The sequence below is a fragment of the Dickeya lacustris genome (genome assembly GCF_029635795.1).
GTDB lineage: Bacteria > Pseudomonadota > Gammaproteobacteria > Enterobacterales > Enterobacteriaceae > Dickeya > Dickeya lacustris.
The window spans coordinates 3,873,851-3,900,577 of the sequence record NZ_CP114280.1; the positions used below are offsets into that span (position 1 = coordinate 3,873,851).

Below are 26,727 nucleotides of genomic sequence, written 5' to 3' on the forward strand. Positions count from 1 at the left end.
CTTAAATATCAAGAGGCGTGCTTAACTGTTAACCTTTACTGACACGGTTAACCCTTACTAACACGGTGCGCCGCCACGATGGGCTCAAGTTGCTTGGCCATGAGGTCAGCAATAAATGGCTGGGCATCACGGTTCGGATGAATGCCATCATCCTGCATCCATTCGGGTTTGAGGTAAACCTGCTCCATAAAAAACGTCAGTAACGGAATACCAAAAGCGTTAGCCACGCGCGGGTATACGGCGGTGAATGTCTCGGTATAGCGCTTGCCGTAGTTGGCAGGCAGGCGGATTTGCATTAACAGCGGCTGACTGTTTGCCGCTTTGATGCGGGTTATTATCTCGCCCAAATCACGTTCCAGATTTTGTGGCGGGAAACCACGTAACCCATCGTTACCGCCGAGTTCAATCAGCACCCAGCGCGGCTGGTGTTGCTGTAATAATGCGGGCAACCGTGACAGCCCTTGTGTGGCTGTGTCGCCGCTGATACTGGCGTTGACGACGTGAATGGCAGCGGTGTCCGCGCGTGATTGCCAGTTGGCATGGAGTAGCGCAGGCCAGGCCTGATTAGCCGCCATGCGATAACCCGCACTGAGGCTATCGCCCAGTACCAGCAACGTATCCGCCGCCAGTGTGCGCAGGCTGAACAAACTTAAAAACAAAAGGATAACGCTATGCCAGCGGAAAACATTCTTGAAGTTCATCATCTTAGTAAACATGTTGGTCAGGGTGGGCATCAGCTCTCCATCCTTACCGGAGTTGAGCTGGTTGTCAAACCTGCTCAGACCATTGCGCTGGTGGGGGAGTCGGGGTCAGGGAAATCGACCTTACTGGGGATTTTGGCTGGCCTTGATGATGGCAGCAGCGGTGAGGTGGTGTTGCTGGGTCAGCGGCTGGATAAATTGGATGAAGAGGGGCGTGCGGCGTTGCGCGCCAGCGATGTGGGGTTTGTCTTTCAGTCGTTCATGCTGGTGCCAACGTTGACGGCGCTGGAAAACGTGCAGTTACCGGCGCTGTTGCGCGGTGACAGCGACAAGCAGAGTCGCCAGCAGGCCGAGCATCTGTTGCAACAGTTAGGCCTTGGCGGGCGGTTGGCTCATCTGCCTGCGCAGCTATCGGGCGGAGAACAGCAGCGTGTTGCGCTGGCTCGTGCCTTTAGCGGGCGGCCAAAAGTGCTGTTTGCCGATGAACCAACCGGTAATCTGGACCGGCAAACCGGCGAGCGTATCGCCAATCTGTTGTTTTCGCTGAATCGCGATTTCGCCACGACCTTGATTCTGGTCACACACGATGAGCAACTGGCGGCGCGCTGCGATCGCTGTCTGCGTCTTATCGATGGCAAATTGTGGGAGGATGCATGATTTGGCGCTGGTTTTGGCGTGAGTGGCGCTCGCCGTCACTGTTGATTGTCTGGCTGGCGTTGACGCTGTCGGTTGCCTGCGTACTGGCGCTTGGCGCCATTAGCGATCGCATGGAGAAGGGGTTAAACCAGCAGAGCCGCGATTTTCTGGCCGGCGATCGCGTGTTGCGTGCTTCTCGCCCGGTGGAGGAGGCGTGGTTGCAGCACGCGCAACAGCAAGGTCTGGCCGTGAGCCGACAGGTGTCGTTTATGACCATGGCTTACGCTGGGGATAGCGCGCAATTGGCACAGGTAAAAGCGACCGATGCGTCCTACCCCTTGTATGGTGAGTTGAAAACTCTGCCGCCAGGCCTGCGTGTTGGGCCGGGGCAGGTGCTGGTTGCGCCGAGGTTGCTGGCATTACTGGGGCGTAACGTTGGCGACAGTCTGGATCTTGGCGACACCACCTTGACGATTGCCGGTGAGCTGGTGGCCGAGCCCGATGCGGGGTTTAACCCCTTTGATACCGCGCCCCGGGTAATAATGAATCTGGCGGATGTGGAGAAAACCGGGGCGCTTCAGCCGGGCGCGCGAATTACCTGGCGCTATATGTTTGCCGGTGACGCCTTGCCGATTGCCCATTTTAGCGAGTACATCAAGCCACAGTTAAAGGCTGACCAACGCTGGTTTGGCATGGGGGATGCGCCAAATGCCTTGGGTAAATCTCTCCAGCGTGCCCAGCAGTTTTTGTTACTGTGCGCGCTGTTGACGCTGCTGCTGTCGGTGGCGGCAGTGGCGGTGGCGATGGGACAGTATTGCCGCAGCCGAACCAGCCTGGTTGCCATCCTCAAGACATTGGGGGCCGGACGGCAGGCCTTGCGGCGCTTGATTATCGGGCAGTGGTTATCGGTGCTGGTGCTGGCGGCACTGTGCGGCAGCCTGCTTGGGATGGCGTTTGAAGCATTGCTGATGCGTGCGCTGTTACCGGTATTACCGGCGGAGCTACCGGCGGCCGGGCTGTGGCCTCTGGGATGGGCGCTGGGGACATTGGTGCTGATATCTCTGCTGGTGGGGATGCGCCCCTATCGACAACTGCTGGCAACCCAGCCGCTGCGGGTTTTACGGCAAGAGACAACGGTGACGGTGTGGCCGCTACGCTATTATTTACCTTGCGTGGTGGCGGTGGTGACAGCGGCGCTGGTGCTACTGTCTGGCGGCAGTGCGTTACTGTGGTCGCTGTTAGGCGGCGTACTGGCTCTTTCGTTGCTGTTAGGCGCCATCGGCTGGGGCAGTTTGTGGCTATTGCGTCGCTTAACATTGCGCCGTTTGGCATTGCGTCTGGCGATTAACCGCCTGTTACGCCAGCCATGGTCAACGCTCGGACAACTGGCGGCATTCTCGCTCTCGTTTATGTTGCTGGCATTACTGGTGCTGTTGCGCGGCGATTTACTCGAGCGCTGGCAGCAGCAATTGCCACCCGGCAGCCCGAACTATTTCGTGCTTAATCTCTCCTCTGAGCAAGTGCCGCAACTGAAAGCCTTTCTCTCCGACCATCAAGTAAATACGCAAACGTTCTACCCAATCGTGCGCGCTCGTCTCACCGAAATGAACGGGTTGCGCGCAACCGATCTGGTGCGTGAGGATGACCCAGGGGGCGATACGGTCAACCGCGAACTGAACCTGACCTGGCTTGCCCTGTTGCCTGAGCACAATGTCCTTACTGAGGGACAATGGCCGCCGAAGGCGGGTGAGGTGTCAATTGAACAAGGGGTAGCGCAACGTTTAGGCATCAAACTTGGCGATACCCTGACCTTTACCGGCGACACTCAGCCTTTTCGTGCCACCGTCAGCAGCCTGCGGCGGGTGGATTGGGAAAGTTTGCGTCCAAACTTTTTCTTCATTTTTCCGCCCGGTGCGCTGGAGGGGCAGCCCCAATCCTGGTTGACCAGCTTTCGCTATGACGGGGCGACAGGCGCAGATAGCGTCATCACGCAGTTAAATCGCCAGTTTCCGACGCTGACAGTGTTAGACGTTGGCACGATTTTGCAACAGATTGGCGCAGTTTTGCAGCAGGTGGGGCTGGCGCTGGAAGTGATGGTGGTGCTGGTGTTGGTGTGCGGCGGGCTATTACTACTGGCTCAGATTCAGGTGGGTATGCGTCAGCGGCGTCAGGAACTGATGGTCTATCGCACGCTCGGGAGCGGCAAAGCGCCTGCTGCGGGCGACACTCTGGTGGGAGTTCGCTGTATTGGGGCTTTGTGCTGGCGTGGCCGCTGCCTTCGGGGCTGACATGGCGCTATGGTTGTTGCAGCGTAAAGTGTTTGATTTTCCCTGGCAGCCTAATCTGGTGTTGTGGGGCGTACTGCCCGCATTAGCCGGATTGTTACTGTCACTGTGTGGCGGCTGGCTGGGGCTGCGGTTGCTGCGCGGCAACGCACTGTTTCGTCGTTATCACGCCGGATGAGGTGCAGGAGGCCGGGTGGCGTGCAGCCCGGCCTGCTTTTAGCGATGGAAAACGCCGGGCCGGGGCACCGTTAATGACTAATTGTTAATGACTAATTGTTAATGACTAATGGTTAATTGTTCGCTTTATGGGCGGTGTCGCCGGTTTTGTGTCTGGCCAGATAGTGATGCTGGAACAGGCACATGCGAATGGTATTGCGGTATTCACCGTTAATGAAAAATTCGTGTATCAACTCCCCTTCAACCTCAAACCCGAGTTTGCTGTAGATGTGTATGGCTTTCTTATTTTCCTTATCCACAATCAGGTACAGCTTGTAGAGGTTGAGCACCGAGAAGCCATAATCCATCGCCAGCAAGGCCGCTGCGCTGGCGTATCCGTGGCCCTGATGAGCCGGGTCGATGATTATCTGAAATTCGGCGCGCCGGTGAATGTGGTTAATCTCCACCAATTCCACCAGGCCAACTTTGGTGCCGTCGTGTTCGATGATAAAGCGTCGCTCGCTTTGATCGTGGATATGCTTATCGTACAGATCTCTTAACTCAACAAAGGCCTCATAAGGCTCTTCGAACCAGTAGCGCATGACGCTGGCGTTGTTGTCCAACTGATGGACGAAGCTCAGGTCATCTCGCTCCAGCGGACGCAGGCGCACGATTTCATGGATGTTAGGTTTATGGGTATCCGACATAAAAAAATCCTGATTGTGGGCGATGGCGTGACGTTAACCAGCTAATCGGAGAGGGTCAAGCGGCGGAGGACGAAAGTGGGCCAGGGGAGCGCAATGACGCGCAGCCCTAATGCAGGCTGCGCGGTTCTGGTGATTAGAAATCGACGCTGGCACGCAACACCACTTCACGCGGATCGCCAATTGCCACATATTGGCTACTGCCGCTCGACGGGTAGTAGGTCTTGTCGAACAGGTTTTTGATGTTCAACTGCCATTTCACCTTGTAACCATTAAGCGGCACGTTATAGGCGATAAAAGCATCTGCTACGGTGTAGTCGTCAAGGAAGAAGCTGTTGGTGGCATCACCCGGACGGCGGCCAACATAGCGGGCGCCGATACCGGCACGCAGGTTATCGCCAGCGTGCAGGCCCAGATTGCCGAAGTCGTTGGTCAGGAACAGTGAGGCGGTATGGCGTGCGGCATTGGCCATCTCGTTACCCTGATTACTCGGGTCTGCGGTGACGCGGGCATCGGTAAAGGCATAGGAACCTATCAGACTCAGGCTGTCGGTCAGCTTGCCCGCCACGTCCACCTCTACCCCTTGTGAGCGAACCTTGCCAGCGGTGCGGGTCACGGTTTCCCCGTTTACCAGCTCATCCACCATCACGTTACGCTTCTCAATATCAAATACGGCCAGATTGGCGGTAATGCGATTGGGGAGATCCAGCTTGGTGCCTATCTCGTAGGAGCGGCCAACTTCTGGCTCCATCGTCGCCCCTATCGCTTTATTGATGGCGGAGTTGGGCTTAAAGGATTCGCTGTAACTGGTGTACAACGAGGCGTAAGGGGTGAGGTTATACACGATGCCTGCACGTGGCACCACTCGGCTGTCTGACCTGTCGGTATTGGTCACGAAGGGCCGCCCTTTGCCTGACATCACCTCAAAGCGGTCATAGCGTACGCCGCCCAACAACATCCAATGTTCATTGAGTCGTATGGCATCCTGCATGAACACACCGGTGCTATCGACGTCTTCTTTTTGATCGCTTTCAGCCGCGATAACCGCAGTGGAAGCAGGGAGTAAACCGTACACCGGGTTGTAGATATTAAAGCGGTTATTGGTTGCGCTACGAATCATATTGCCGCGATGGGTGCGGTCAGCCTCGTGATCAAAGCCGAACAGCAGCTGGTGGTTAGTGCTGCCCCAGTCAATGTCGCCATTCAGCGTCAGTTGCACATTCTGCGACTGGCTGTGTGCGTCCTGTGTGGCATCGGCCCGGCGTGTCAGTAGCCCGGTGTTGGGATTAAGCGACATCGCCCGGGCCTGATTATCGTTGTAGGTGTTTTGGCTGTAGGCGTAGTTCAGTTTGGTTTTCCAGCGGTCATTGATCGCATTTTCCAACTGGAGGGTGAGGGTGTCCTGATTGCCTCGAGTGGCATTATAACGTTCATCAAAACGACGTTCACGCGGCGTATTGACCGGTTTGCCGGTGCGGTTGTCAATCACGGTGCCGCGATCAAACGGCGTCAGGTACTCCATATGTTCATAAGACACCCGCACAGTGGTGCTGTCGCCATACCACATCAGCGATGGCGCAATCGTGGTCTGGCGGTTACGGCCAAAATTGCGCCAGTAATCGGTTTCATCGTGATCGACCAACATACGATAGGCAAGCCCGGACGTCCCCAACGGGCCGGTGACATCCACTTGACCGCCGCCGCCATTAAAGCTGCTGTTCCAGCCTTCGATATGGGTTTTCTGTGTCAGCTCAGGTTTTTTGCTGATGATGTTAATCATGCCGCCGGGGTCGCCCCAGCCGTACAGCATGGAGGCGGGCCCTTTGAGCACTTCTACGCGTTCGGTGGTTGGCGTAACGTTACGCGCCTGAATGGAGCGCACGCCATCACGTAGAATAGAACCATCGCGGTTATCACCGAAACCGCGCTTCATCACCGCATCCTGTGTACCGCCAAGGGTATTGGCCTGAGTGATACCGCTCACGTTATAAAGCGCTTCATCAAGATTCCTGGCGGCCTGATCGTCCAGCACCTGGCCTGGCACCACGTTGACGGCCTGAGGGATATCCAGCAAGCGGCTTTCGGTGCGGGTACCGGTAACGGCGCTGTGCGGCTGGTAGCCGGTTTCGCGCGCGGCGGCGGCCGTTGTGCTGGCGGCAACCACCATGGTTTCTTCCTGTGGCGTCGCGGTTGTTGTGGCGTTGCTCTGCGGCGGCGTGGTGGCAGCCTGAAGGCTTAATGGCAACAGCGCCAGCAACGGCCAGCCTGTTTGCCAGTGACGGTTATTCATGTGTTAACTGACTCCAATAAGTCCCTGAAAAATCAATCGGTAAAAATTGTTGGTAGAGTTGTTGTAAGGTGCGCTGCGGGTCGAGGTCGGCAAACAGCGTTGGGTAAAGGGCTTTGGCGAACATTTCCACCATCACCACGTGATACGGACTGAGATAAAAGTTGTGCCACATACTCCAGGCGCGGCGCTCGCTGACGGCGCTCAGGTGTGAGAGCAGGGGATGCTGGGTCAACAAAGTACGAAAGCTGTCGGCAGCCTGTTGAGGAAGTACATCCGGGCCAAGCATCAAATCAGACAGGCGTTTTCCTTCCGGGCCTGCCATACCGGTTGCAATGTACACATCCGGCTTTGCTGCCAGAATCTGCTCTGCGCTCAGTTCGCCGTATACCCCTGAAAATTTGCCGCTGGCGATGTTGTCACCCCCGGCAAAGGTCAACAGGTCGCCGAGATTGCCATTAATCGCTGTCGTACAGCAGGTATCGCGCCGACCCAGGTGCAGGTGCAACATCACCGTCGTTTTGCGCCCCTGATAATGCGCCAGCCGGTTTTTTACCGTATTCATGTGTTCTTGATAGAACGTGGTGAAGGCGTTGGCGCGAGCGGGCTGATTCAGGATGTCACCCAGCAGCTGTATGCTGGGAACGGTGTTATTCAGCAGGTCGATGCGTAAATCGACATACACATAAGGAATGCCCGCGCGATTCAGCACATGCTCAATGTGCTGCTCGCCGTCGGTGCTTTTGGCAAGCCTTGGTAAAATGACCAGATCCGGCTTGAGCGGCAGTAATGTTTCGGCATTCACGCTATTAATATTGCCGTTGCCTAACTGTGTGATACGCGCAATATCAGGAAATTTTGCCGTATAGCGTGCCCAGCTTTGTGCGTCATAACGCGCTAAATCAGCGGGCCAGCCGACAATGCGCTGTGCCGGATTACCCGGCTCCAGTAAGGCCAGGGTGTAGAGCATACGGCTCTCGCCGAGCACAATACGCTGTGGGTTATCCGGTACTACCACCTGGCGGCCAAGCAGGTCCGTGACAGTTTTGGCTTGGGCGCAGGGGAAAAGAGAACCGAGGGTGAGCCACACCGATAATGCGATTAAGATGAGTGTTCTGCGCACACTAATTCTCCGTTGTGACTATTTTCATGGAAATCAAAGCGAAGAAAAATAATGACAATTATTGTCATTTGCAATTAACTTTGTGGCGAGCGGGCGGTAAAAAACAAAAAAGCCCTGATATTTCACAGGGCTGGCGGAAATTATGTAAATAATTAAAGTGGCTGCCGGGCTGGTCGGTGGCGGTCAGTGGGGCGCTTTTTCTCGGTGGTGCTCGTAGCCGCGTGCGAAACGGCGCTCAAGGCGGCTTTGCAACAGCTCCAGCACAATAGACAGCAACCAGTAGATGACCGCTGCCGTACTGAGCATTTCCATGTAATGGTACGTGCTACGGCCATAAGATTGCGCCAGGAAGTTCAGTTCCCACAGCCCCATCAGTGACACCAGCGAGGAGTCTTTTATCATCGAGATGAACTGAGAGCCCGCCGGAGGAATGATGATGCGCAATGCCTGCGGTGCGACGACGTGTATTAGGGTCGTCCAGCGAGACAGGCCAAGCGCCATCGCCGCCTCTTTTTGGCCGCGAGAGACCGAAATCACGCCGCTGCGAATCGTTTCTGCCAGATACGCGCCGTAATTGAGTGACAGAGCGATAATGCCGGAGCTAAACGCGCTCATCACAATACCAACCTGTGGTAACGCGAGGTAGATTATCAACACCTGCACCAGTAGCGGCGTGCCGCGAAACAGGGAGACATAAAATGTCGCGCAGCCAAACGCCAGGGCGCTTGAAGATAAGCGCCCTGCTGCGGTGAGGGTGGCAAGGAAAACGCAAAACACCATAGAAAGCAAGGTGATGACGACACTCAGCACCGCTCCCTGGATGAAACCATCCGGTGACAGGTGCAAACCCAGCATGGCGGGCAATTTCTGACGGATGAGCCCGGTATCAAGCTCCATATACGAGAAAAGCCAGACCAGCAGACTGAGCAGCATCAGCCAGGTCAGGCCGGTTCTGAAACGAAAGCCCATCCCGGCGCGAGCTGGGTGCGCCGGGCTAAACGTTGGGGTGGATGTTGATGCCGTCTCTTTTGCAGACAAACGTGACATTACTGACTGGCCCCGGTGATGTCTTCACCAAACCACTTCATGGAAATGGCTTTCAGCGTGCCGTCCGCGCGCAGAGCGTTAACAGCCTCGGCCAGCGTGTTACTCCACTCGGCATCGCCTTTATCTACCGCAATCCAGTTCGGCTCGCTATACAGTTGCTGCAAAATGCGCAACTGCGGCAATTTTTCCAGGCGAGGTTTCGCGGTGATGCGATCGGATATCACCGCATCAAGCCGTTTGCCCGGCCCTAACGCGAGATTACGAAATGCCATCTCCTCGTCGGTCGGAACGGCTTGCACGTTGCTAAAGGGGAAATCAATCGCTTTGCTGCCGGGAATCGCCAGCGTTTTATTCAGGTAATTTTCATAGCTGGAGCCGAGTCCCAGACCGACTTTTTTATTACTGAGATCTGCCGCTGAGTGAATGTTTTTCTCGTCTTTGTGGACTATCAACACCGCAAAGGTGCTGTAGTAGGGGGCAGCAAAATCCAACACTTTGGTGCGTTCGGCGTTCGGCGTCATAGAACAGATACACATGTCCCAGCGCCCCTGCCATTTCCCGCCAACAATGGTTTCCCAACCCGGAGTGGCAAGCTCAAGTTTCGCGCCCAGTTTGCTTGCTACCGCATTGGCAACATCGACATCGAAGCCGACTAACTGATTTTTGTCATCAAGGTAACTGAATGGTGGATAGTCATTAAATAACACATTACGAACTACGCCAGTCTGTTTGATGCGATCAAGCGTACTACCAGCCTGGGCGGAGCCCAGCATTAAGCCAGCGCTGAGGCCAAGCGCCAGCAGTGTGAGTAACTTTTTCATGGGTTCTCCCTAAGGGGGGCAGGGCGGACAAGGTGGCGCTTATCACCACACATGACCACAGACAAAAATAGCCAAACCGCTATCTTAGCGTAGCGAGTCAATGCTGCAAAATGCGCTGTTGTCAGGGAAATCGCGATGTTGTGAATAAGCGGGGGCGTTAAGCAAAAAAACAGCCTGCGACCAAAGGGAAGCAGGCTGGATGTTGTTTATATCGGGTATTATTTCTTGCGGGCGTATTTCAGTGAATCAAGCGCTACCGCGAAAATAATGATGCCGCCTTTGATGATGTACTGCCAGTAAGGGCTTACACCGATGTAGGTCAGGCCGTAGTTGATGAGGGTGAAGATGATAACCCCAGTCACCACGCCAGCAACTGTCCCCACACCGCCTGCGAACGACACCCCGCCGACCACACAGGCAGCAATCGCATCCAGCTCATACATGAAGCCGAGGTTGTTGGTTGCGCTACCGATACGGCCCGCTTCCAGCATCCCGCCGAAGGCATAGAACACGCCGGAGAGCATGTAGACCCAAATCAGGTTCAGTGAAACGTTAACCCCTGAAACCTTTGCTGCTTCCGGGTTGCCGCCGATTGCGAAGATATTTTTACCAAAGCGCGTTTTGTTCCACAGGATCCACACGAAAAAGGTGGCAATCGCGGCATAAAACGTAATGTAGGACAGTTTAAAGTCGCCAAAACGTAAAAAGCCTTGGGTAAAGGTGGAGAAACGATCGTCAAAACCGGCAATTGGCGATGCGCCGACAACATCGTAATACAGTGAGTTGATACCGTAGACGATGATCATGGTGCCGAGCGTGGTGATAAATGGCGTCACTTTCAGGTAAGCGATGATGATGCCGTTAACCAAACCAATGATTGCGCCAATCGCACAGACAATCAGAATCACCACCGGAATGGGCATGGTTTCAAGGTTCGGGAACACTTTGTTGGTGTTGTCCATCGCCTGTAAGAGGGTGGCTGCCACAACAGCGGCCAGACCAACCTGTCGGCCTGCTGACAAGTCAGTACCCTGCGTGACGATAAGCCCCGCCACACCGAGCGCGATAATCACACGCACCGACGACTGGGTAAGAATATTACTCAGGTTGGTCAAACTGAGGAAACTGGGGTCCTGAGCAATAATAATGGCCAGCAATACCAGTAGCACAGCATAGATGCCACTTTCTTTCAGCCAGGTGAGCGCACTTTTTTTATTAGTAGCTTTCATGGTAACAGCCCTTGCATCATTAAAGGTGTAACGACGCTAAACGGAGAATTTCGTTCTGCGTGGTGTTCTTGGTTTCGACAACGCCTGCGACGAGGCCATTACTCATCACCAGAATGCGGTCGGTTATCCCCAGCAATTCCGGCATTTCAGATGAGATGATGATGATCCCTTTGCCTTTTTTGGCCAGTTCTGAAATCAATTGATAGATTTCGTATTTAGCCCCTACGTCGATACCGCGAGTCGGTTCATCAAGCATCAGTATTTCTGGTTGAGTCAGTAACCAGCGCCCAATGATAACTTTTTGCTGATTACCGCCAGACAACGAACCGATAGCGGTGTGATGGCCGGGGGTTTTGACGCGCATGGAGTCGATAACCCACTGCACATCACTCTTCATGCGTCGGTTATCCAGCAGGCCAAGGTTGTTTTTGTATTTGTGAATATTGGAGATCAAGGCATTAAAGCCAACATCCAGATAGGCGTAGATGCCGGTAGAGCGGCGCTCTTCTGTCACCAGCGCAAAGCCGTTATTGATAGCTTCATTGGCGGTATGGTTGTTGATCTCTTTACCGCGCAGCGTAATGGTGCCGCCGACTTTTTCACGGATACCAAATAACGTCTCGACGATATCGGTACGTTTCGCACCGACCAGCCCGGCGATACCCAGAATCTCCCCTTCCCGCAGCTCAAATGACACATCACGGATAGAAGGCTGGCGCATGGAGGTCAGGCCACGCACTTCTAGCATCACCTCACCGGGGGTATTGCTTTTTTCAGGAAAGCGCTGGGTCAGCGAGCGGCCAACCATCATGGCGATGATCTTGTCCATGTCCAGGCCTTCCAGCGGTTGTGTGGAAACCCACTGGCCGTCACGCAGAATGGTGATTTCATCACATAACTGGAAGATTTCTTCCATTTTGTGCGAGATGTAAACGATGCCACACCCACGGTCTTTTAGCTTGCGGATAATGGTGAACAGGTGGTTCACTTCTTTTTCCGTCAGCGACGAGGTGGGCTCGTCCATGATGACAATCTTGGCATCATAGGAGAACGCTTTCGCGATTTCGATCATCTGCATCTGAGACACTGACAGCGAAACCACCTTGTCGCGGGGGTCGATATCAATATCCAGTTCATCAAAAATCGCTTTGGTGTCGCGATACATTTTTTCCTGATCGACGAACAACCCTTTCTTCGGGTAGCGGCCAAGCCACATGTTATCCATGACTGAGCGCTGCAACACCAGGTTCAGCTCCTGATGTACCATGGAAACGCCGTTTTCCAGCGCTTCTTTGGCGCTTTTGAAATCAACTTCTTTGCCCTGAAACTGAATACTGCCGGTATCTTTTTGATAAATACCAAACAGACATTTCAGCAGCGTCGATTTCCCTGCGCCATTTTCGCCCATCAGAGCGTGAATAGAATGCGGGCGAACCTTCAGGTTGACATTGTCCAATGCTTTTACACCGGGAAACGACTTACTGATATCGGTCATTTCCAGCAGGAATTCGCGCGGAGTGGTTAGAGTGTCACTGGTCATATTTTACCTGGTCTAAAAAAGTTACCTGGTCAAAAACCGTTACCCGGTTGCAACGTTACCTGGCTAAAACGTTATCCGGTCAAAACTTTATCCGGTTAAAACTTAACTCGGTCAAAACCTTAACCCGGTCAAAACAGGCCGGGTAAAAACACTTACCTGGCTGAGAAAATACGGTGTTCAAGGTATACAGGGGCGACCGTAGCCGCCCCGATGGGATTACTTCAGGAACTGGGACAGATTTTCTTTGTCTACCGGAACGTAAGGAACACGAACAACTTTGTTTTCAATCTTGAAGTTAGTGCCTTCGCCAGCCGGTTTACCCAGCGCCAGGTTTTTCGCCAGATCCAGCGTAGCCTTAGCCTGGTTGTCGGCATCATTCAGCACCGTACCTGCGAGTGCGCCAGATTTAACCAGCGACAGGGCTTCTGGCAGTGCGTCAACACCAAATACCGGGATGTTGGTCTTGTTGTGGGCTTTCAGCGCTTCAACCGCACCCATTGCCATCGCGTCATTATTAGCGATCAGCACTTCGATTTTGTTGGCATTCGGGCCGGATAACCAGGCATCAACCTTGTCTTTCGCCATCGCCGTATCCCACATCGCCGTATCCATCTGCAATTGCTGCACTTTTACGCCTTCGCCGGTCAGCGTATCCACGACGTATTTGGTACGTGCTTCAGCATCCGGGTGGCCGGGTTCGCCTTTCAGCAGGGCATACTGGATGGTGCCGTCTTTGTTCAGATCCCATGCCGGGGTGGCTTTCCAGTGTTTCGCAATCAATTTACCCTGAATAATGCCGGACTCTTTAGAGTCAGTACCAACGTAGTAGGCTTTGTCATAGCTCGCCAGCACCTTGGCATTCGGTTCTTTGTTAAAGAACACCACCGGTACATCAGCCGCTTTAGCTTTCTGAATAACGATAGCGGCCGCTGCCGGGTCTACCAGGTTGATAGCCAGAGCTTTCACGCCTTTAGCCAGCAGAACATCTACCTGATCGTTCTGTTTGGACTGGTCATTCTGGGAGTCGTTTAGCAGCAACTCAACGCCGCCCAGAGCCTTGGCTTCTTTTTCAATGTCTTTGCGTACCATCGACATAAAGTTGTCGTCGTACTTGTAAATCGTCACACCAATGCGGGTATCCGCAGCGTGGGCGGTAGCTCCGAACATCATGCTGGCAACCAAGGCGGTGAGAGTGAAAACCTTCTTATTCATGATATCTCCGGGTTTGTGCAGGGTAGTTCTCAGTCCGGCCGCGCAACGTAGGTTAAAACGTTATGCGGCAGTCAGTTAGTAAGCGTCAGTGCGGCCATCATGCCAAACTGACGAGATTTGCAGGCGTGGCCCGCTTAAAGCCTGACTTCCCTGTTTATCGGTGTGCCCGGCTATCTGCCGATGCTACCGGGTGCTGCATCCTGAAAAATAGTTGTGCTGAACAGTCAATTTGAAACAGGGCACAGCAACGTTTGCAGGTTAATGGTCTGTTTCAACGATTCACTGTTTTACAGGCTGAGGGTGAAACTTGCGTGTAACGACGTTACACAGAGCCCGGCCTTTGCACTACGCTTACATGATAGAGAGCGCAATGTTAATTAACTGTGAATTTACTCACAGATTGAAAACGGTTACATAAATGATTTGGGTGAATTAGTGACCGTCTGCACATTTTGGCTACCATTAACGCGCCGCAACAGAATGTCGGCGTACCAGGGTTGGCATGAAGCAGTGACGGGCACCTGGGTCGAGTAATCCCGCCGCCCCTTTTAGCGCCAGTTCGGTTGCAATTTTTGCCATAGAAACAATAGGGTATCTTATAGTCGTTAACCTCGGGTCGGTATAGCGCGAGATGGGAATATCATCAAAACCGACCACCGAGAAGTGCGCGGGCACTAAAATACCGTTGTCTTTGAGCGCCATCAGCGCGCCTGCCGCCATACCATCATTGTAGGCAAATACCGCGCTTAATTGCTGATTGCGCCCTAACAGCTCAACCATTGCCGCTTCGCCGCCTTGTAAATCCGGTTCACCATTCGCTACCCACTCCTCCGGCGGGACGATGCCTTGCTCCTGTAGCGCCTGCTGCCAGCCGATGTAGCGTTCCGCCACATCTTCAATCGGATGGCTGGAGCGAAGATAACCAATGCGCGTGTGTCCTTGCTGTAACAGCATGCGCGTGGCCATCATTGCGCCGCTAACGTTATCCAGACTGACACAGCGATGCGGGTAGCCGGGCAACAGTCGATTAATCAGCACCATGCCCGGTACTTGTTCCATAAATTTGGCCAGCTCATCATCTGACAGCGCTTTTGCGTGCACAATCAGTGCATTGCAACGCTGGCGAATTAACACTTCAATGGCATGGCGCTCTTTTTCTTCCTGATGATAGGAGTTGTTGATCAGGACATGTTTTTGCAGCCGCTGCGCAACGGTATCCACGGCTTTGACCATGGCGCCAAAGAACGGGTCGGATACGTCCATCACGACCACGCCGATGGTATCGCTCACCTGCGTGGCTAACGCCTGTGCGTTAGCATTGGGGCGATACCCCAGCTGTTCGACCATTTGCATCACCCGTTCCCGTGTTTGCTGAGTGACGGTACTGCTGTTATTCAACACACGGGATACGGTAGCGATTGAAACGCCCGCCTGACGTGCGACATCACGGATGGTAATCATCAATACTCACCACAAAGGAAGAGAGTTCACAAAGGCGACCCGGGAGGAGCGCATGACTATTTTGTCAGGGGGGATGAAGAGACTGCGTGAGTCAGGTCACAACCATGAAAACGGTTACATACAATTCTGTAACCTTTGTGACGAAGGTCATTCTCGATGAAAAACGATGTTTTTGAGGAAAAACGGTGCTCCCGAGGAAGAATTACGCTCTCGATGAAAAGCGACACGTTGAGGGATATTGCCTGGAGAATGTTGCGAGTGAGATGACGCCTTGAGAATCGTCTCAGGGCGTCAGGCATAAAAACAGCCGGGGCGCTATTACTGTTTAGCCACTAACCTCCGCTTTTCAGCCACTACTCTTCAGCCGCGTAGCCGCTGGCCGGAAGGGGGTGCTCATCAAGCCAGGCCGTATTATCGCGCAGCGCCAGACGCCCGGCCAGAAACCAACCGACGACCAGCGGGTAGATGCTGTGTTCCTGCGTTTGCACCCGTTCTTGCACATCCTGCTCGCTATCGCCGGGGAAAACCGGCACTTTGGCCTGTAAAATGACCGGGCCGCCGTCAAGCTCCTCCGTCACGAAGTGGACGGACGTGCCGTGCTCGCTATCGCCATTTTCCAGCGCTTTGCGGTGGGTGTGAAGGCCTGGGTATTTCGGCAGCAGCGAGGGGTGGATGTTGAGCATCCGCCCCAGAAAACGGGCGACAAATCCGGCGCTCAGGATCCGCATATAGCCAGCCAGCACCACCACATCGGGCTGGTATTTCTCGATTTCTGTCGCCAGCGCGTCATCAAAGTCGGCGCGGCTGGGGTAATCGCTCGCCTGTAGCGCATGCGTTGCTATACCGGCATCACGCGCTCGCTGTAAACCCAATGCATCCGAATTATTGCTCAAGACCGCCGTAATTTTCCCGGCGATACGGCCTTGCTCGCAGGCGTCAATTAACGCCTGCAAGTTACTTCCCTGGCCTGAAATCAGGACAACGATGTTTTTCATCACTGGATGACCACGGTTTCTCCGCCATCAGTGCGGGTAATGACACCGATGTTCCAGGCGGTTTCACCGTTGCTGGTAAGGTGAGCGATAGCGTTCTCGGCCTGTTCGGCAGGCAGTGCGATTATCATGCCTACGCCGCAGTTAAAGGTGCGGTACATTTCGTGGCGGCTAACGTTGCAGGTTTGCTGCAACCATTGGAACACAGACGGCCACTGCCAACTGGATTCATTAATCGTCGCTTGCATACCTTCCGGCAGGACGCGCGGAATGTTTTCCCAGAACCCGCCACCGGTCAGATGAGAAATGGCGTGTACCTCTACGTTTTCGATCAGTGACAATACTGATTTGACGTAAATTTTCGTCGGGGCCAGCAGGTGGTCAGCCAGCGGTTTACCGTCGAGTTCAACGTTATCGGGATCGGTATTGCTGACCTCGAGAATCTTACGAATTAATGAGTAGCCATTAGAGTGCGGGCCGCTGGACGCGAGCGCAATCAGCGCATCGCCTTCGCGTACCAGACTGCCATCAATGATTTCTGACTTCTCAACCACGCCGACACAGAAACCGGCAACATCATAATCTTCACCGTGGTACATGCCGGGCATTTCTGCGGTTTCACCGCCGACCAACGCGCAGCCTGACTGCTTACAGCCTTCGGCAATACCGGTAATCACGCGGGTTGCGGTGTCTACATCCAGCTTACCTGTGGCGTAGTAATCGAGGAAGAACAGCGGTTCAGCCCCTTGAACGACCAGGTCGTTCACACACATCGCCACCAGATCGATACCAATCGTGTCATGACGCTGCAAGTCCATCGCCAGACGCAGTTTGGTGCCGACACCATCAGTACCGGAAACCAGTACCGGTTCGCGGTATTTTTGCGGCAAGGCGCACAGCGCACCGAAACCGCCCAAGCCTCCCATAACTTCCGGGCGACGGGTCTGTTTCACTACACCTTTAATACGGTCTACTAATGCATTGCCAGCATCAATATCTACGCCTGCGTCTTTATAGCTGAGAGAGGTTTTGTCGGTCACTGCGGAGTCCCCACGGAGGTTACGATTGGTTTAAAAAATGGAGCGGGCTCATTCTAACAGCGTAAGCAAACGTTTGCGAGCGGTGTCTTTGCTCCGGCAGGTTTCATGGGTATCCACCCGATAGACTGGCTTGCATTGGGAATCGACAGGGAATTTCCCTCTTGGCTTGATTTGGATCAGCCCAGAGTCTATGGCACTTATTTCAAAAAGCGGTATAATCCCGCGATTTTTTTGGCCGCCAACCGCCGATGGGGAGAAAAGTAATGAAGATCGTCGAGGTAAAACACCCGCTTGTCAAACATAAACTGGGTCTGATGCGTGAGCATGACATCAGCACCAAACGTTTTCGCGAACTGGCATCGGAAGTCGGCAGTTTGCTGACTTATGAAGCCACTGCCGATCTGGCAACGGAGAAAGTGACCATCGAGGGTTGGTGTGGCCCGGTTGAAATTGATCAGATAAAAGGTAAGAAGATTACCGTCGTGCCGATTCTGCGTGCCGGCCTTGGCATGATGGAAGGGGTGCTGGAAAACGTTCCCAGCGCGCGTATCAGTGTGGTGGGGATGTATCGTGATGAACAAACGCTGGAGCCGGTGCCTTATTTCCAGAAACTGGCGTCTAACATTGATGAGCGTATGGCGCTGGTGGTTGACCCGATGTTGGCGACCGGTGGTTCCATGATTGCCACTATTGATTTGCTGAAAAAAGCCGGTTGTCAGAGCATTAAGGTGCTGGTGTTGGTTGCCGCGCCCGAGGGCATTGCCGCGCTGGAAAAAGCCCATCCTGATATTGAGCTCTACACGGCCTCCATCGACAAAGGTCTCAATGAACACGGTTATATCATGCCGGGCCTGGGCGATGCGGGCGATAAGTTGTTTGGAACCAAGTGATCTTTAAAAGCCGACTATCGAGTCGGCTTTTTTTTGCGTATGCCAACAGGGCCGTCGTGCCTACGCCCGGCGTTCGCATGCTTACCACGGATGGCGATATTTTGCAGCGCCTGTTATTGACGACAGGGCTGACATTTCTGCCGGATACCCCGGTAATTGCATGACATACAGAGGAAAATAAGATGACTCGTCGCGCTATTGGCGTCAGTGAACGACCCCCGCTTTTGCAAACGATTCCGTTAAGCTTTCAGCACCTGTTTGCCATGTTTGGCGCCACGGTGTTGGTGCCGATGTTGTTCAAGATAAACCCGGCGACGGTGTTGCTGTTCAACGGTATTGGTACTTTGCTGTATCTGTTTATCTGTAAAGGGAAAATTCCGGCTTATCTTGGCTCCAGCTTTGCGTTTCTCTCACCGGTGTTTCTGCTGCTGCCTCAGGGGTATGAAGTGGCGTTGGGTGGGTTTATTTTGTGTGGCGCGCTGTTTTGCCTGGTCGCGTTGGTGGTAAAAAAAGCCGGAACGGGCTGGCTGGATGTGATTTTCCCTCCGGCTGCGATGGGGGCGATTGTTGCTGTCATCGGTCTGGAACTGGCGGGCGTGGCGGCTAACATGGCCGGGTTGCTACCAGCCGCCGGTGTGGAAATGGACAGCAAAACTGTGACGGTCTCGCTGGTGACGCTGGCGGTCACGGTGCTGGGGTCGGTACTGTTTCGCGGTTTTCTGGCTATCATTCCTATCCTGATTGGCGTGTTGGTGGGCTATGCCCTTGCCTTTGTGATGGGAATGGTGGATTTAACGCCGATTGCTCAGGCTCACTGGTTTGCACTGCCGACGTTTTATACGCCGCGTTTTGAATGGGTCGCGATGCTGACGGTATTACCGGCTGCATTAGTGGTGATAGCCGAGCATATTGGTCATCTGGTGGTGACGGCCAATATTGTGAAGCGCGATCTGGTGAAAGATCCCGGTTTGCATCGCTCTCTGTTCGCCAACGGCGTATCCACCATACTCTCCGGCTTCTTTGGTTCAACGCCGAACACCACTTATGGCGAGAATATCGGCGTGCTGGCGATCACCAAGGTATATAGCACTTGGGTGATTGGCGGCGCGGCGGTGATCGCCATTCTGCTTTCTTGCGTCGGCAAGCTGGCGGCGGCGATTCAGGCCGTGCCTGTGCCGGTGATGGGCGGTGTGTCATTACTGCTGTACGGCGTGATTGGCGCATCCGGTATCCGTGTACTGATTGAATCCAAAGTCGATTACAACAAAGCACAGAACCTGATCCTGACATCGGTCATCCTGATTATCGGCGTCAGTGGCGCAAAAATCCATTTTGGCGCAGTTGAGCTTAAAGGCATGGCGCTGGCAACGGTTGTGGGTATCTGCCTGAGTTTACTGTTTCGTCTCATTAGCCAATTCCGTAAAGAAGAAGAGGTGATAGAGGCCGCTGAAGAGGGAAGCGCAGGGCATTAATACGCCGCATCGGATTGAGATGATGCGTATAGATGAACGTTACCGTCTGGTTGTCGGGCGTATAAATATAAAGAGCGCCTGACAACCGCCTGGCATGGATGCCGGTTCTATCAGCAACAGGTTATATGCTAAACTTGTCGCGTTTTCCTGCCTGTTTGGTTTGAGGTGCTTCTGAACACACCGGCACAGCTATCATTGCCACTCTATCTGCCCGATGACGAAACCTTTGCCAGTTTCTATCCGGGTGAGAACACGTCCCTGCTGGCCGCTATTCATAATACTCTGGAGCAAGAGCATGGTAGCTATATCTATTTCTGGTCACGCGAAGGCGGGGGGCGCAGTCACTTGCTGCATGCGGCCTGTGCGCAGTTGTCCCGTCTTGGCAGCGCGGTGGGGTATGTACCGCTCGATAAGCGTGCTTACTTTGTAACCGATGTGCTGGAAGGGATGGAGCAACTGGCGCTGGTGTGCATTGATAACATTGAGTCTATCGCCGGTGACAGTGAGTGGGAAATGGCGATGTTCAACCTCTATAACCGCATACAAGAGAGCGGCCGAACCCGGCTGTTGATTACCGGCGATCGCCCGCCGCGCCAGCTTAATCTGCAACTTCCTGACCTGGCTTCACGCCTTGACTGGGGGCAGATTTATCGCTTACAGCCGCTATCCGACGACGAGAAAGGCGAGGCGCTGCAATTGCGTGCCCGACTGCGGGGGTTTGAACTGCCGGAAGATGTCAGCCGTTTCTTGTTGAAGAGGCTGGACAGGCAGATGCGTACACTCTTTATGACGCTCGACCAGTTGGATCGCGCGTCTATCACCGCCCAGCGCAAGCTCACGATTCCCTTTGTCAAAGAGATCCTCGACTTGTAATCGCCGGGTTAGAGAATGTCCAGCACCTGCTCTGGCGGCCTGCCGATTCTGGCTTTACCGTTAGCCAGTACGATAGGGCGTTCAATTAATTTCGGGTGACTGACCATCGCCTGAATCAGTTCTGCTTCGCTAAGATGAGCCTCAGCCAGACCCAGTTCCCGATACAGCTCTTCTTTACTGCGCATCAGCTCGCGTGCGTGGCTAAAGCCGAGTTTTTCGAGAATAGAGGTCAGCGTGGCCGCATCTGGCGGTGTGTCGAGATACAACACTATCTCTGGATTGATGCCGTGCTGTTGTAATAGGGCGAGCGTCTCTCGGCTTTTTGAACAGCGTGGGTTGTGATAAATCGTGACCTGTTGGCTCATATTATTGACTCTATCTTAAGATTTTTCATAAGGACGGAAGCGTTGCTGTAAAGCACGTAACTGATCGATACGAGCGTCATAGCGGGCTTGATCCATGCTGCCGAGTTTACTTTGTGAACTGGCATTACTGAGTAATCGAATCGCTTGATCGAGCTTCCCGGTCAACGCCAAACTCTCTGCCCGGGCAGCCAGCTCTTCGCTGCGCATATTTTGGGCGGCGCTGGCCTGCGCCAACAGATCCCAACCGTTGGTATCGTCAGGGTGGGCATAGGTGTATTTGCGCAAAATACGGCTCGCTTCAGCGGGCTTGTGGCTTTCTACCAACGCATTAGACAAGTTAAGTTCAAGCACCGGATTGCCCTGAGCATCGGCCATCTTCTGTAACCGTGCTACCGCTAATTCGGGGCGCTGCTGACCGATGTCTATGTCTGTGAGCAAATCTAAAAACCACGGATTAGCCGGGGATTTTTCCAGCAACGGCTGCAAGGCGTTACGCGCGTCATCATATTTTTTGGCCTGATATGCGCGGATGGCGCGCCCATATTGCGCAGCCTGCTGTTCACGCTGGTTGCCTTTAGCCCAGTTATCAATCAGCGCTTGTGCATAAGGCGCATCCTGTGAACCGTACATGCCCAATACGCGCACCTTGGCGAACATAAAATCTTGCGAGGCATGCAATGGCGTCGCCTTCATCTGGTTGGCGCGATTACGGGCATCGGCCAGACGGCTTTCTGGCAGCGGGTGTGTTAACAACATTTCTGGCGGCTTCGTCGCATAGCGTGACATGTCTGCCAGACGTTGCAGAAAGTTAGGCATCGACTGCGGATCGAAACCGGCCCGTTGTAGCACCTGAATGCCGATACGGTCAGCTTCCTGTTCATTAGATTGGGTAAAGCTGATTACGCTTTGCTGCGCGCCCGCCAGTGTGCCACTCAGTGCGGCAAAACCGGCCTGCGGGTTGGCCATCGCCAGCAGCAGCGAGCCAAAAGCACCTGCCCAGGCGAGCGGCGCGCTGGCTTTTTGTGCTTCCATCGCTCTGGCCAGATGGCGCTGAGTGACGTGGGAAATTTCATGCGCCAGCACCGAGGCAAGTTCGCTTTCGTTGTCGATATAACGAAATAAACCGGAATGCAGTACGACATTGCCGCCAAAAAACGCAAACGCGTTGATTTCGTCATTATTAACCAAAAAGAAACTGAATGGTGTGCGCACCGAGTCTGCCGATGCAACCAGCCGCCCGCCTAACTGGTTAATATATTGCAACAGTAATGGGTCATTAATCAGCGGTGCGCCGCCGCGCAACTGGCGCAGGTAAAAATCGCCCATCAGACGCTCTTGATTAATACTGAGCGTTGCGCCAGCGGTGGTGCCGATGTCTGGCAGGGTTGAGGGCATCTCTTGAGCAAGACTGAACGGGCTCGCGTTTAGCAGCACGCCAGCCAGAATGGCGATAGCCGTGGGTTTAAACCGAGACAACATAACGGATGATAACCTTCAACAGCCCCAATAGATGGACATCATCTTAGCCAGCGATGGCAGACAATGAAACACGATGGGGAAAAAAGGCCGACTAAAAAAGGAAAATGTGTGACAAAGGAAAATGTGTGGCGAAGCAAGTTGCCGATGCGCGCTGTCTTGCATCGGCAATGAGAATGGCAGTGAAAGCGATTAGGCGCTTTTCAGGTAATTCAAGACGATATCGTGGTGATTGCTGGTTTTGAAATCATCAAAAACGTGTTCAACCTTACCCTCAGCGTCGATAAGAAAACTGATGCGATGGATACCATCATAGGTTTTTCCCATAAAAGTTTTCTCGCCCCAGACGCCAAACTGTTCTGCAACCTGATGGTCTTCATCGGCAAGCAACGTAAAGTTGAGCAGCTCTTTTTCTACAAACCGCGACAGTTTTTCCGGTTTGTCAGTGCTAATTCCCAGAATTTCAACGCCAAAGGTTTTTAGCTCGTCCATATTATCGCGAAGTCCACAGGCTTGCACAGTGCAACCCGGCGTCATTGCTTTTGGATAGAAATACACCAACACCCGTTGTCCCTGGAAGTCGGCCAAATTTACTTGTTCGCCATCCTGGTCGGGCAAGCTAAATTTCGGTGCAATATCACCGGCTTTCAGTGTGGTCATCACTACTCTCCATCTTTATTTTCGTGCTGTGGATAGTTCACAACGCTAATACTGCCTTGTGCATGCAGTTCTGTACATAGTTGATGAAAGGCCGGCTCAATAATTGAACCATCCAGTGTGACCGGGCTGTGTGCGGTAATCTGGATGTAAAGTTGCGGCGGCATATCACCGTTTGCCGGTTGAGTTTTAGACACCAGTTCGGCGATGTTCATTTGATGCGAATCAAACAGATCGGTAAAGCGTTCGATGATGTGTGGTGAGTCAGTAACATCGACCTTGACCCACACGGTTGCGGGCATGGGCGGCCGGGACTGCGATTCGGTACGCTTCATCACAATCAGCAACTCCAGTTCGGCCCCTTTGAGCGGTAAGGTGGATTCGATGAGCGTAATCGCGTTCCAACTGCCTGATAACAGCATGATAAACGTGAATTCCGTGCCTAACATCGCAAGTCGGCTATCTTCAATGTTGCAACCACAGCTACTGACATGGCGGGTTATCGTATTCACGATGCCGGGACGATCGGTACCCAACGCAGTAATGACCAGATAGTGTTCTTGTGGGCGCGGCAAAATAGTGCTTCCTGTACAAAATGTTGGGAGTAACATGGTAAACATAAAAAAAACCACCTGCCAAGCGCTGACAACAACGGTTGCAAGCTTGCTTTTGCATAGAAGTCAAAAGTACCATGAAGCACTTGTTTGTGGAGGGGATGGCCAATGTTTACGGGTAGTATTGTTGCTCTGGTGACGCCGATGGATGACAAAGGTGCCGTTGATCGCGCGAGCCTGAAAAAACTGATTGATTATCATGTCGCTAGTGGAACATCTGCGATTGTTTCTGTGGGAACGACCGGTGAGTCGGCCACACTCAGCCACGATGAACACGGCGATGTAGTGATGCTGACGCTGGAGTTGTGTGATGGCCGCATTCCGGTGATTGCCGGTACGGGTGCCAATTCTACAGCGGAAGCGATTTCTCTTACCCAGCGTTTTAATAATACGGGTGTGGCCGGGTGCCTGACCGTGACGCCCTATTACAACAAACCGACTCAAAATGGTTTGTTTCTGCATTTCAAGGCCATAGCCGAGCATACTGACCTGCCGCAGATCCTCTATAATGTGCCGTCTCGTACCGGGTGTGACATGCTGCCGGAAACGGTCGCCCGTCTGGCGGAAATCAAAAATATTGTCGCCATTAAGGAAGCCACCGGGAACTTAAGTCGGGTTAGCCAGATCCAAGAGCTGGTTGATGAAGGCTTTATCTTGCTAAGTGGCGATGACGCCAGTTCGCTTGACTTCATGCAACTCGGTGGGCATGGCGTAATTTCTGTGACAGCTAACATCGCTGCCCGTGAAATGGCGTCGCTGTGTGCGCTGGCCGCGCAGGGGAATTTCGTTGAAGCCCGCCGTTTGAATCAGCGTTTGATGCCGCTGCATCAGAAACTGTTTGTTGAACCCAATCCGATTCCGGTGAAATGGGCCTGTAAGGCATTGGGATTGATGGCGACCGATACGCTTCGCCTGCCGATGACGCCGTTGACGGATGTTGGTCGCGGTATCATGGAGCAGGCTATGAAGCAGGCGGGTCTGCTGTAACCGTTAGGGAGATTTGATGAGTTCTTCATTGCAAAAGTCGATGGTGGCAAAGGTTGTTGGTGTTTCGCTGATTATGTTGCTGGCTGCCTGTTCTGGCGATCAGCGTTACAAGCGTCAGGCCAATGGCGATGAATCCTATCTGAAAACCCCGGAACACCGGGCGCTGAATGTACCGTCAGGTTTGATTCTGCCGTTACAGAATGGGGATTATGACATTCCACCGGTTAACCCGAATGGTGCTCTCGGTAAAGCGCTGGATATTCGCCCGCCGATGCAGCCATTGGCTTTGCTAAATGGTTCGCGCGGTCAGGTGTCGGGCGGTACCGCCACATTGTTATTAGAAAACAATGCGCGTAACGGCAGTCTGTGGCCGGTCTTGACCCAGGTGCTTCAGTCTAAGGGGTATACCGTGTCCAGCCGTCAGGACGCCAGCCGCACACTGACCACCGACTGGGTCAACTGGAAGCGTGAAGATGAAAATGCCGCTCATCAGGCCCGTTACCAGATAAGCCTGCAAACGCAGGGGTATCAGCTGGCGCTGACGGTGAAACTGCTAGAGCTCCAGCAAAATACCGTTCCAGTGACAGACGGCAACGAGATTCAGCGTTACAGCTCACTGATGCTCAACACGTTATCTGACGAGTTGGATAAGCGGCTTAATGAGAGCGAGAGCGCTCAGGCAAACCGCAACAGCCAGCAGTTAAACGTGCAAAGCGGGGCGGATGATTCTGGTTTACCACTGCTGGTAGTGCGCGGCCCTTACAATCAGGTTTGGGATCGTCTGCCGAAGGCACTGGATAAAGTGGGGATGACGGTTGGCGATCGCAGCCGACCACAGGGATCTGTTGCGGTGACGTATAAAGCACCGGGCAGCAGTACCTGGAGTGAGCTTGGCGCAAGCGACCCACAGTTGCCAAATGGCGACTATAAATTGCAGGTTGGGGACTTGGGCAATCGCAGCACGCTGCAATTTATCGACTCGAAAGGGCATACCCTTAGCCAGTCGCAAAATGATGCGCTGGTTGCCGTGTTCCAGGCCGCATTGAGCAAGTCGTAAAATGTCATACAACAAAGGGTCGGATTCTCCGGCCCTTCTTCATTTAGTTATCTGCGTGATGCGTTTCGTTGCCTGTGTTATCGATGTATCAACGCGTTCAATCAACGGGCCCGGAGCCGGTGGCCCTGACTTGTGTGGAGTAATAAAAGATGCAAAAACTAGCTGAGTTGTATCGCGGAAAAGCGAAAACGGTCTACGCCACTAATGATCCTGATCTTCTGGTGATGGAGTTTCGCAATGATACGTCAGCAGGCGATGGTGCTCGCATTGAGCAGTTTGATCGCAAAGGAATGGTCAACAACAAGTTCAACCACTTCATCATGAGTAAACTGGAAGAAGCCGGGATTCCTACTCAGATGGTAAGCCTGCTTTCTGACAATGAAGTGCTGGTGAAAAAACTGGAGATGGTGCCGGTTGAATGCGTGGTACGTAACCGTTCTGCGGGGTCGCTGGTTAAGCGTCTTGGCATTGAGGAAGGGCTGATTCTCAATCCGCCGCTGTTTGACCTGTTCCTGAAAAATGATGCCATGCATGATCCGATGGTGAATGAGTCTTACTGCAAAACCTTTGGCTGGGTCAGTGAAGAAAATCTGGCGTGCATGAAAGCGTTGAGTTTTAAAGCCAATGAAGTGTTGAGCAAACTGTTTGATGATGCGGGCCTTATCCTGGTGGATTTCAAACTGGAATTCGGTCTGTTTAAAGGCGAAGTGGTATTGGGCGATGAGTTCTCGCCGGATGGCAGCCGTCTGTGGGATAAAGAAACCCTCAATAAGATGGATAAAGATCGTTTCCGCCAGAGCCTGGGTGGGTTGATTGAAGCGTATGAGGAAGTCGCACGTCGTTTGGGCGTTCAATTAGACTAACTGCGCAATCGTTTCCGTTCTGGCGGTGCTTAACCGGCTGCCAGACGGTGACGCTCAGGCGGTTCCTCAGTGGGCTACGGCATGCTATCCGATGTTTGTAGCCCTTTATTTTTGCATGATGCGCTTGCTTCGCGCGTTGACTGTGGCGAATTACCGGTTTGCGCTTAAGTTGCATCGTGTTTATCGCCAATGGCCTGTTTATTGGCGTACCGTTTTATTCTGACGCGTTTTTTTCCTGA

General features: G+C 53.4%; 23 protein-coding genes and 1 pseudogene. 8 read left to right on the forward strand and 16 right to left on the reverse strand.

What is annotated here, in order from left to right:
* Positions 1–47 precede the first annotated feature (47 nt).
* Positions 48–704: a multifunctional acyl-CoA thioesterase I/protease I/lysophospholipase L1 gene (gene tesA, locus O1Q98_RS17485; protein ID WP_164512966.1), complete on the reverse strand. Its 657-nt coding sequence runs from the start codon at positions 702–704 to the stop codon at positions 48–50.
* Between tesA and ybbA the strand changes: the two genes are divergently transcribed.
* Complete coding sequence (gene ybbA, locus O1Q98_RS17490; RefSeq protein WP_125258752.1) at positions 672–1,358, forward strand: putative ABC transporter ATP-binding protein YbbA; 687 nt, start codon at positions 672–674, stop codon at positions 1,356–1,358. The genes tesA and ybbA overlap by 33 nt on opposite strands.
* Positions 1,355–3,800: pseudogene (ybbP, locus tag O1Q98_RS17495) on the forward strand (putative ABC transporter permease subunit YbbP). Before ybbA ends, ybbP begins: the two are co-directional and overlap by 4 nt.
* Positions 3,801–3,912: 112 nt before the next feature.
* On the opposite strand, the gene speG reads toward ybbP, so the two are convergent.
* The 11 genes from speG to purM all read right to left on the reverse strand — a co-directional run bounded on the left by speG (position 3,913) and on the right by purM (position 17,234).
* Positions 3,913–4,485, reverse strand: a complete 573-nt coding sequence (gene speG, locus O1Q98_RS17500; RefSeq protein WP_125258754.1) for a spermidine N1-acetyltransferase — start codon at positions 4,483–4,485, stop codon at positions 3,913–3,915.
* Positions 4,486–4,618: 133 nt separating this feature from the next.
* Positions 4,619–6,772: a TonB-dependent siderophore receptor gene (locus O1Q98_RS17505; RefSeq protein ID WP_125258755.1), complete on the reverse strand. Its 2,154-nt coding sequence runs from the start codon at positions 6,770–6,772 to the stop codon at positions 4,619–4,621.
* The gene (locus tag O1Q98_RS17510; RefSeq protein WP_164512967.1) at positions 6,765–7,892 is read right to left on the reverse strand and encodes an ABC transporter substrate-binding protein; all 1,128 of its coding nucleotides are present in this window, start codon (positions 7,890–7,892) and stop codon (positions 6,765–6,767) included. Before O1Q98_RS17510 ends, O1Q98_RS17505 begins: the two co-directional genes overlap by 8 nt.
* Positions 7,893–8,075: 183 nt before the next feature.
* Positions 8,076–8,939, reverse strand: coding sequence for an amino acid ABC transporter permease (locus O1Q98_RS17515; RefSeq protein ID WP_205744241.1), 864 nt, complete (start codon positions 8,937–8,939; stop codon positions 8,076–8,078).
* Positions 8,939–9,760, reverse strand: coding sequence for an ABC transporter substrate-binding protein (locus tag O1Q98_RS17520; RefSeq protein ID WP_125258756.1), 822 nt, complete (start codon positions 9,758–9,760; stop codon positions 8,939–8,941). The genes O1Q98_RS17515 and O1Q98_RS17520 overlap by 1 nt, the downstream gene beginning before the upstream one ends.
* A gap of 218 nt (positions 9,761–9,978) precedes the next feature.
* The gene (gene mglC, locus O1Q98_RS17525) at positions 9,979–10,989 is read right to left on the reverse strand and encodes a galactose/methyl galactoside ABC transporter permease MglC (protein WP_125258757.1); all 1,011 of its coding nucleotides are present in this window, start codon (positions 10,987–10,989) and stop codon (positions 9,979–9,981) included.
* 19 nt (positions 10,990–11,008) lie between these two features.
* Positions 11,009–12,529, reverse strand: a complete 1,521-nt coding sequence (mglA, locus tag O1Q98_RS17530) for a galactose/methyl galactoside ABC transporter ATP-binding protein MglA (RefSeq protein WP_125258758.1) — start codon at positions 12,527–12,529, stop codon at positions 11,009–11,011.
* A 216-nt stretch (positions 12,530–12,745) separates the two neighbouring features.
* A complete protein-coding gene (gene mglB, locus O1Q98_RS17535; protein WP_125258759.1) occupies positions 12,746–13,741 on the reverse strand; it encodes a galactose/glucose ABC transporter substrate-binding protein MglB in 996 nt (331 codons plus the stop codon).
* A 462-nt stretch (positions 13,742–14,203) separates the two neighbouring features.
* Positions 14,204–15,202: an HTH-type transcriptional regulator GalS gene (galS, locus tag O1Q98_RS17540; RefSeq protein ID WP_125258760.1), complete on the reverse strand. Its 999-nt coding sequence runs from the start codon at positions 15,200–15,202 to the stop codon at positions 14,204–14,206.
* 353 nt (positions 15,203–15,555) lie between these two features.
* Positions 15,556–16,197, reverse strand: coding sequence for a phosphoribosylglycinamide formyltransferase (purN, locus tag O1Q98_RS17545; protein WP_125258761.1), 642 nt, complete (start codon positions 16,195–16,197; stop codon positions 15,556–15,558).
* Complete coding sequence (gene purM, locus O1Q98_RS17550; RefSeq protein WP_125258762.1) at positions 16,197–17,234, reverse strand: phosphoribosylformylglycinamidine cyclo-ligase; 1,038 nt, start codon at positions 17,232–17,234, stop codon at positions 16,197–16,199. Before purM ends, purN begins: the two co-directional genes overlap by 1 nt.
* A gap of 263 nt (positions 17,235–17,497) precedes the next feature.
* Between purM and upp the strand changes: the two genes are divergently transcribed.
* From upp to hda, 3 genes are all read left to right on the forward strand, one after another.
* On the forward strand, positions 17,498–18,124 hold the full coding sequence (upp, locus tag O1Q98_RS17555) for a uracil phosphoribosyltransferase (protein WP_125258763.1): 627 nt from the start codon (positions 17,498–17,500) through the stop codon (positions 18,122–18,124).
* 182 nt (positions 18,125–18,306) lie between these two features.
* On the forward strand, positions 18,307–19,596 hold the full coding sequence (gene uraA / locus O1Q98_RS17560; protein WP_125258764.1) for a uracil permease: 1,290 nt from the start codon (positions 18,307–18,309) through the stop codon (positions 19,594–19,596).
* Positions 19,597–19,761: 165 nt separating this feature from the next.
* The gene (hda, locus tag O1Q98_RS17565) at positions 19,762–20,469 is read left to right on the forward strand and encodes a DnaA inactivator Hda (RefSeq protein ID WP_125258765.1); all 708 of its coding nucleotides are present in this window, start codon (positions 19,762–19,764) and stop codon (positions 20,467–20,469) included.
* Between the two features lie 8 nt (positions 20,470–20,477).
* Here the strand turns inward: hda and arsC are convergent, their stop codons facing one another.
* The 4 genes from arsC to O1Q98_RS17585 all read right to left on the reverse strand — a co-directional run bounded on the left by arsC (position 20,478) and on the right by O1Q98_RS17585 (position 23,578).
* Positions 20,478–20,834, reverse strand: coding sequence for an arsenate reductase (glutaredoxin) (gene arsC, locus O1Q98_RS17570; protein ID WP_125258766.1), 357 nt, complete (start codon positions 20,832–20,834; stop codon positions 20,478–20,480).
* 15 nt (positions 20,835–20,849) lie between these two features.
* A complete protein-coding gene (gene bepA, locus O1Q98_RS17575; protein ID WP_125258767.1) occupies positions 20,850–22,313 on the reverse strand; it encodes a beta-barrel assembly-enhancing protease in 1,464 nt (487 codons plus the stop codon).
* Between the two features lie 189 nt (positions 22,314–22,502).
* On the reverse strand, positions 22,503–22,970 hold the full coding sequence (gene bcp / locus O1Q98_RS17580; protein ID WP_125258768.1) for a thioredoxin-dependent thiol peroxidase: 468 nt from the start codon (positions 22,968–22,970) through the stop codon (positions 22,503–22,505).
* Positions 22,971–22,972: 2 nt separating this feature from the next.
* Positions 22,973–23,578 (reverse strand): glycine cleavage system transcriptional repressor, encoded by a 606-nt coding sequence (locus tag O1Q98_RS17585; protein WP_205744242.1) that lies wholly within the window; start codon positions 23,576–23,578, stop codon positions 22,973–22,975.
* Between the two features lie 111 nt (positions 23,579–23,689).
* Between O1Q98_RS17585 and dapA the strand changes: the two genes are divergently transcribed.
* The 3 genes from dapA to purC all read left to right on the forward strand — a co-directional run bounded on the left by dapA (position 23,690) and on the right by purC (position 26,488).
* Positions 23,690–24,568, forward strand: a complete 879-nt coding sequence (gene dapA, locus O1Q98_RS17590; RefSeq protein WP_125258770.1) for a 4-hydroxy-tetrahydrodipicolinate synthase — start codon at positions 23,690–23,692, stop codon at positions 24,566–24,568.
* A 16-nt stretch (positions 24,569–24,584) separates the two neighbouring features.
* Positions 24,585–25,625: an outer membrane protein assembly factor BamC gene (gene bamC, locus O1Q98_RS17595; RefSeq protein WP_125258771.1), complete on the forward strand. Its 1,041-nt coding sequence runs from the start codon at positions 24,585–24,587 to the stop codon at positions 25,623–25,625.
* 149 nt (positions 25,626–25,774) lie between these two features.
* Positions 25,775–26,488 carry a phosphoribosylaminoimidazolesuccinocarboxamide synthase gene (gene purC, locus O1Q98_RS17600; RefSeq protein ID WP_125258772.1) on the forward strand — a complete coding sequence of 238 codons (714 nt, stop codon included), beginning with the start codon at positions 25,775–25,777 and terminating at the stop codon, positions 26,486–26,488.
* The last annotated feature ends 239 nt before the right edge of the window (positions 26,489–26,727 follow it).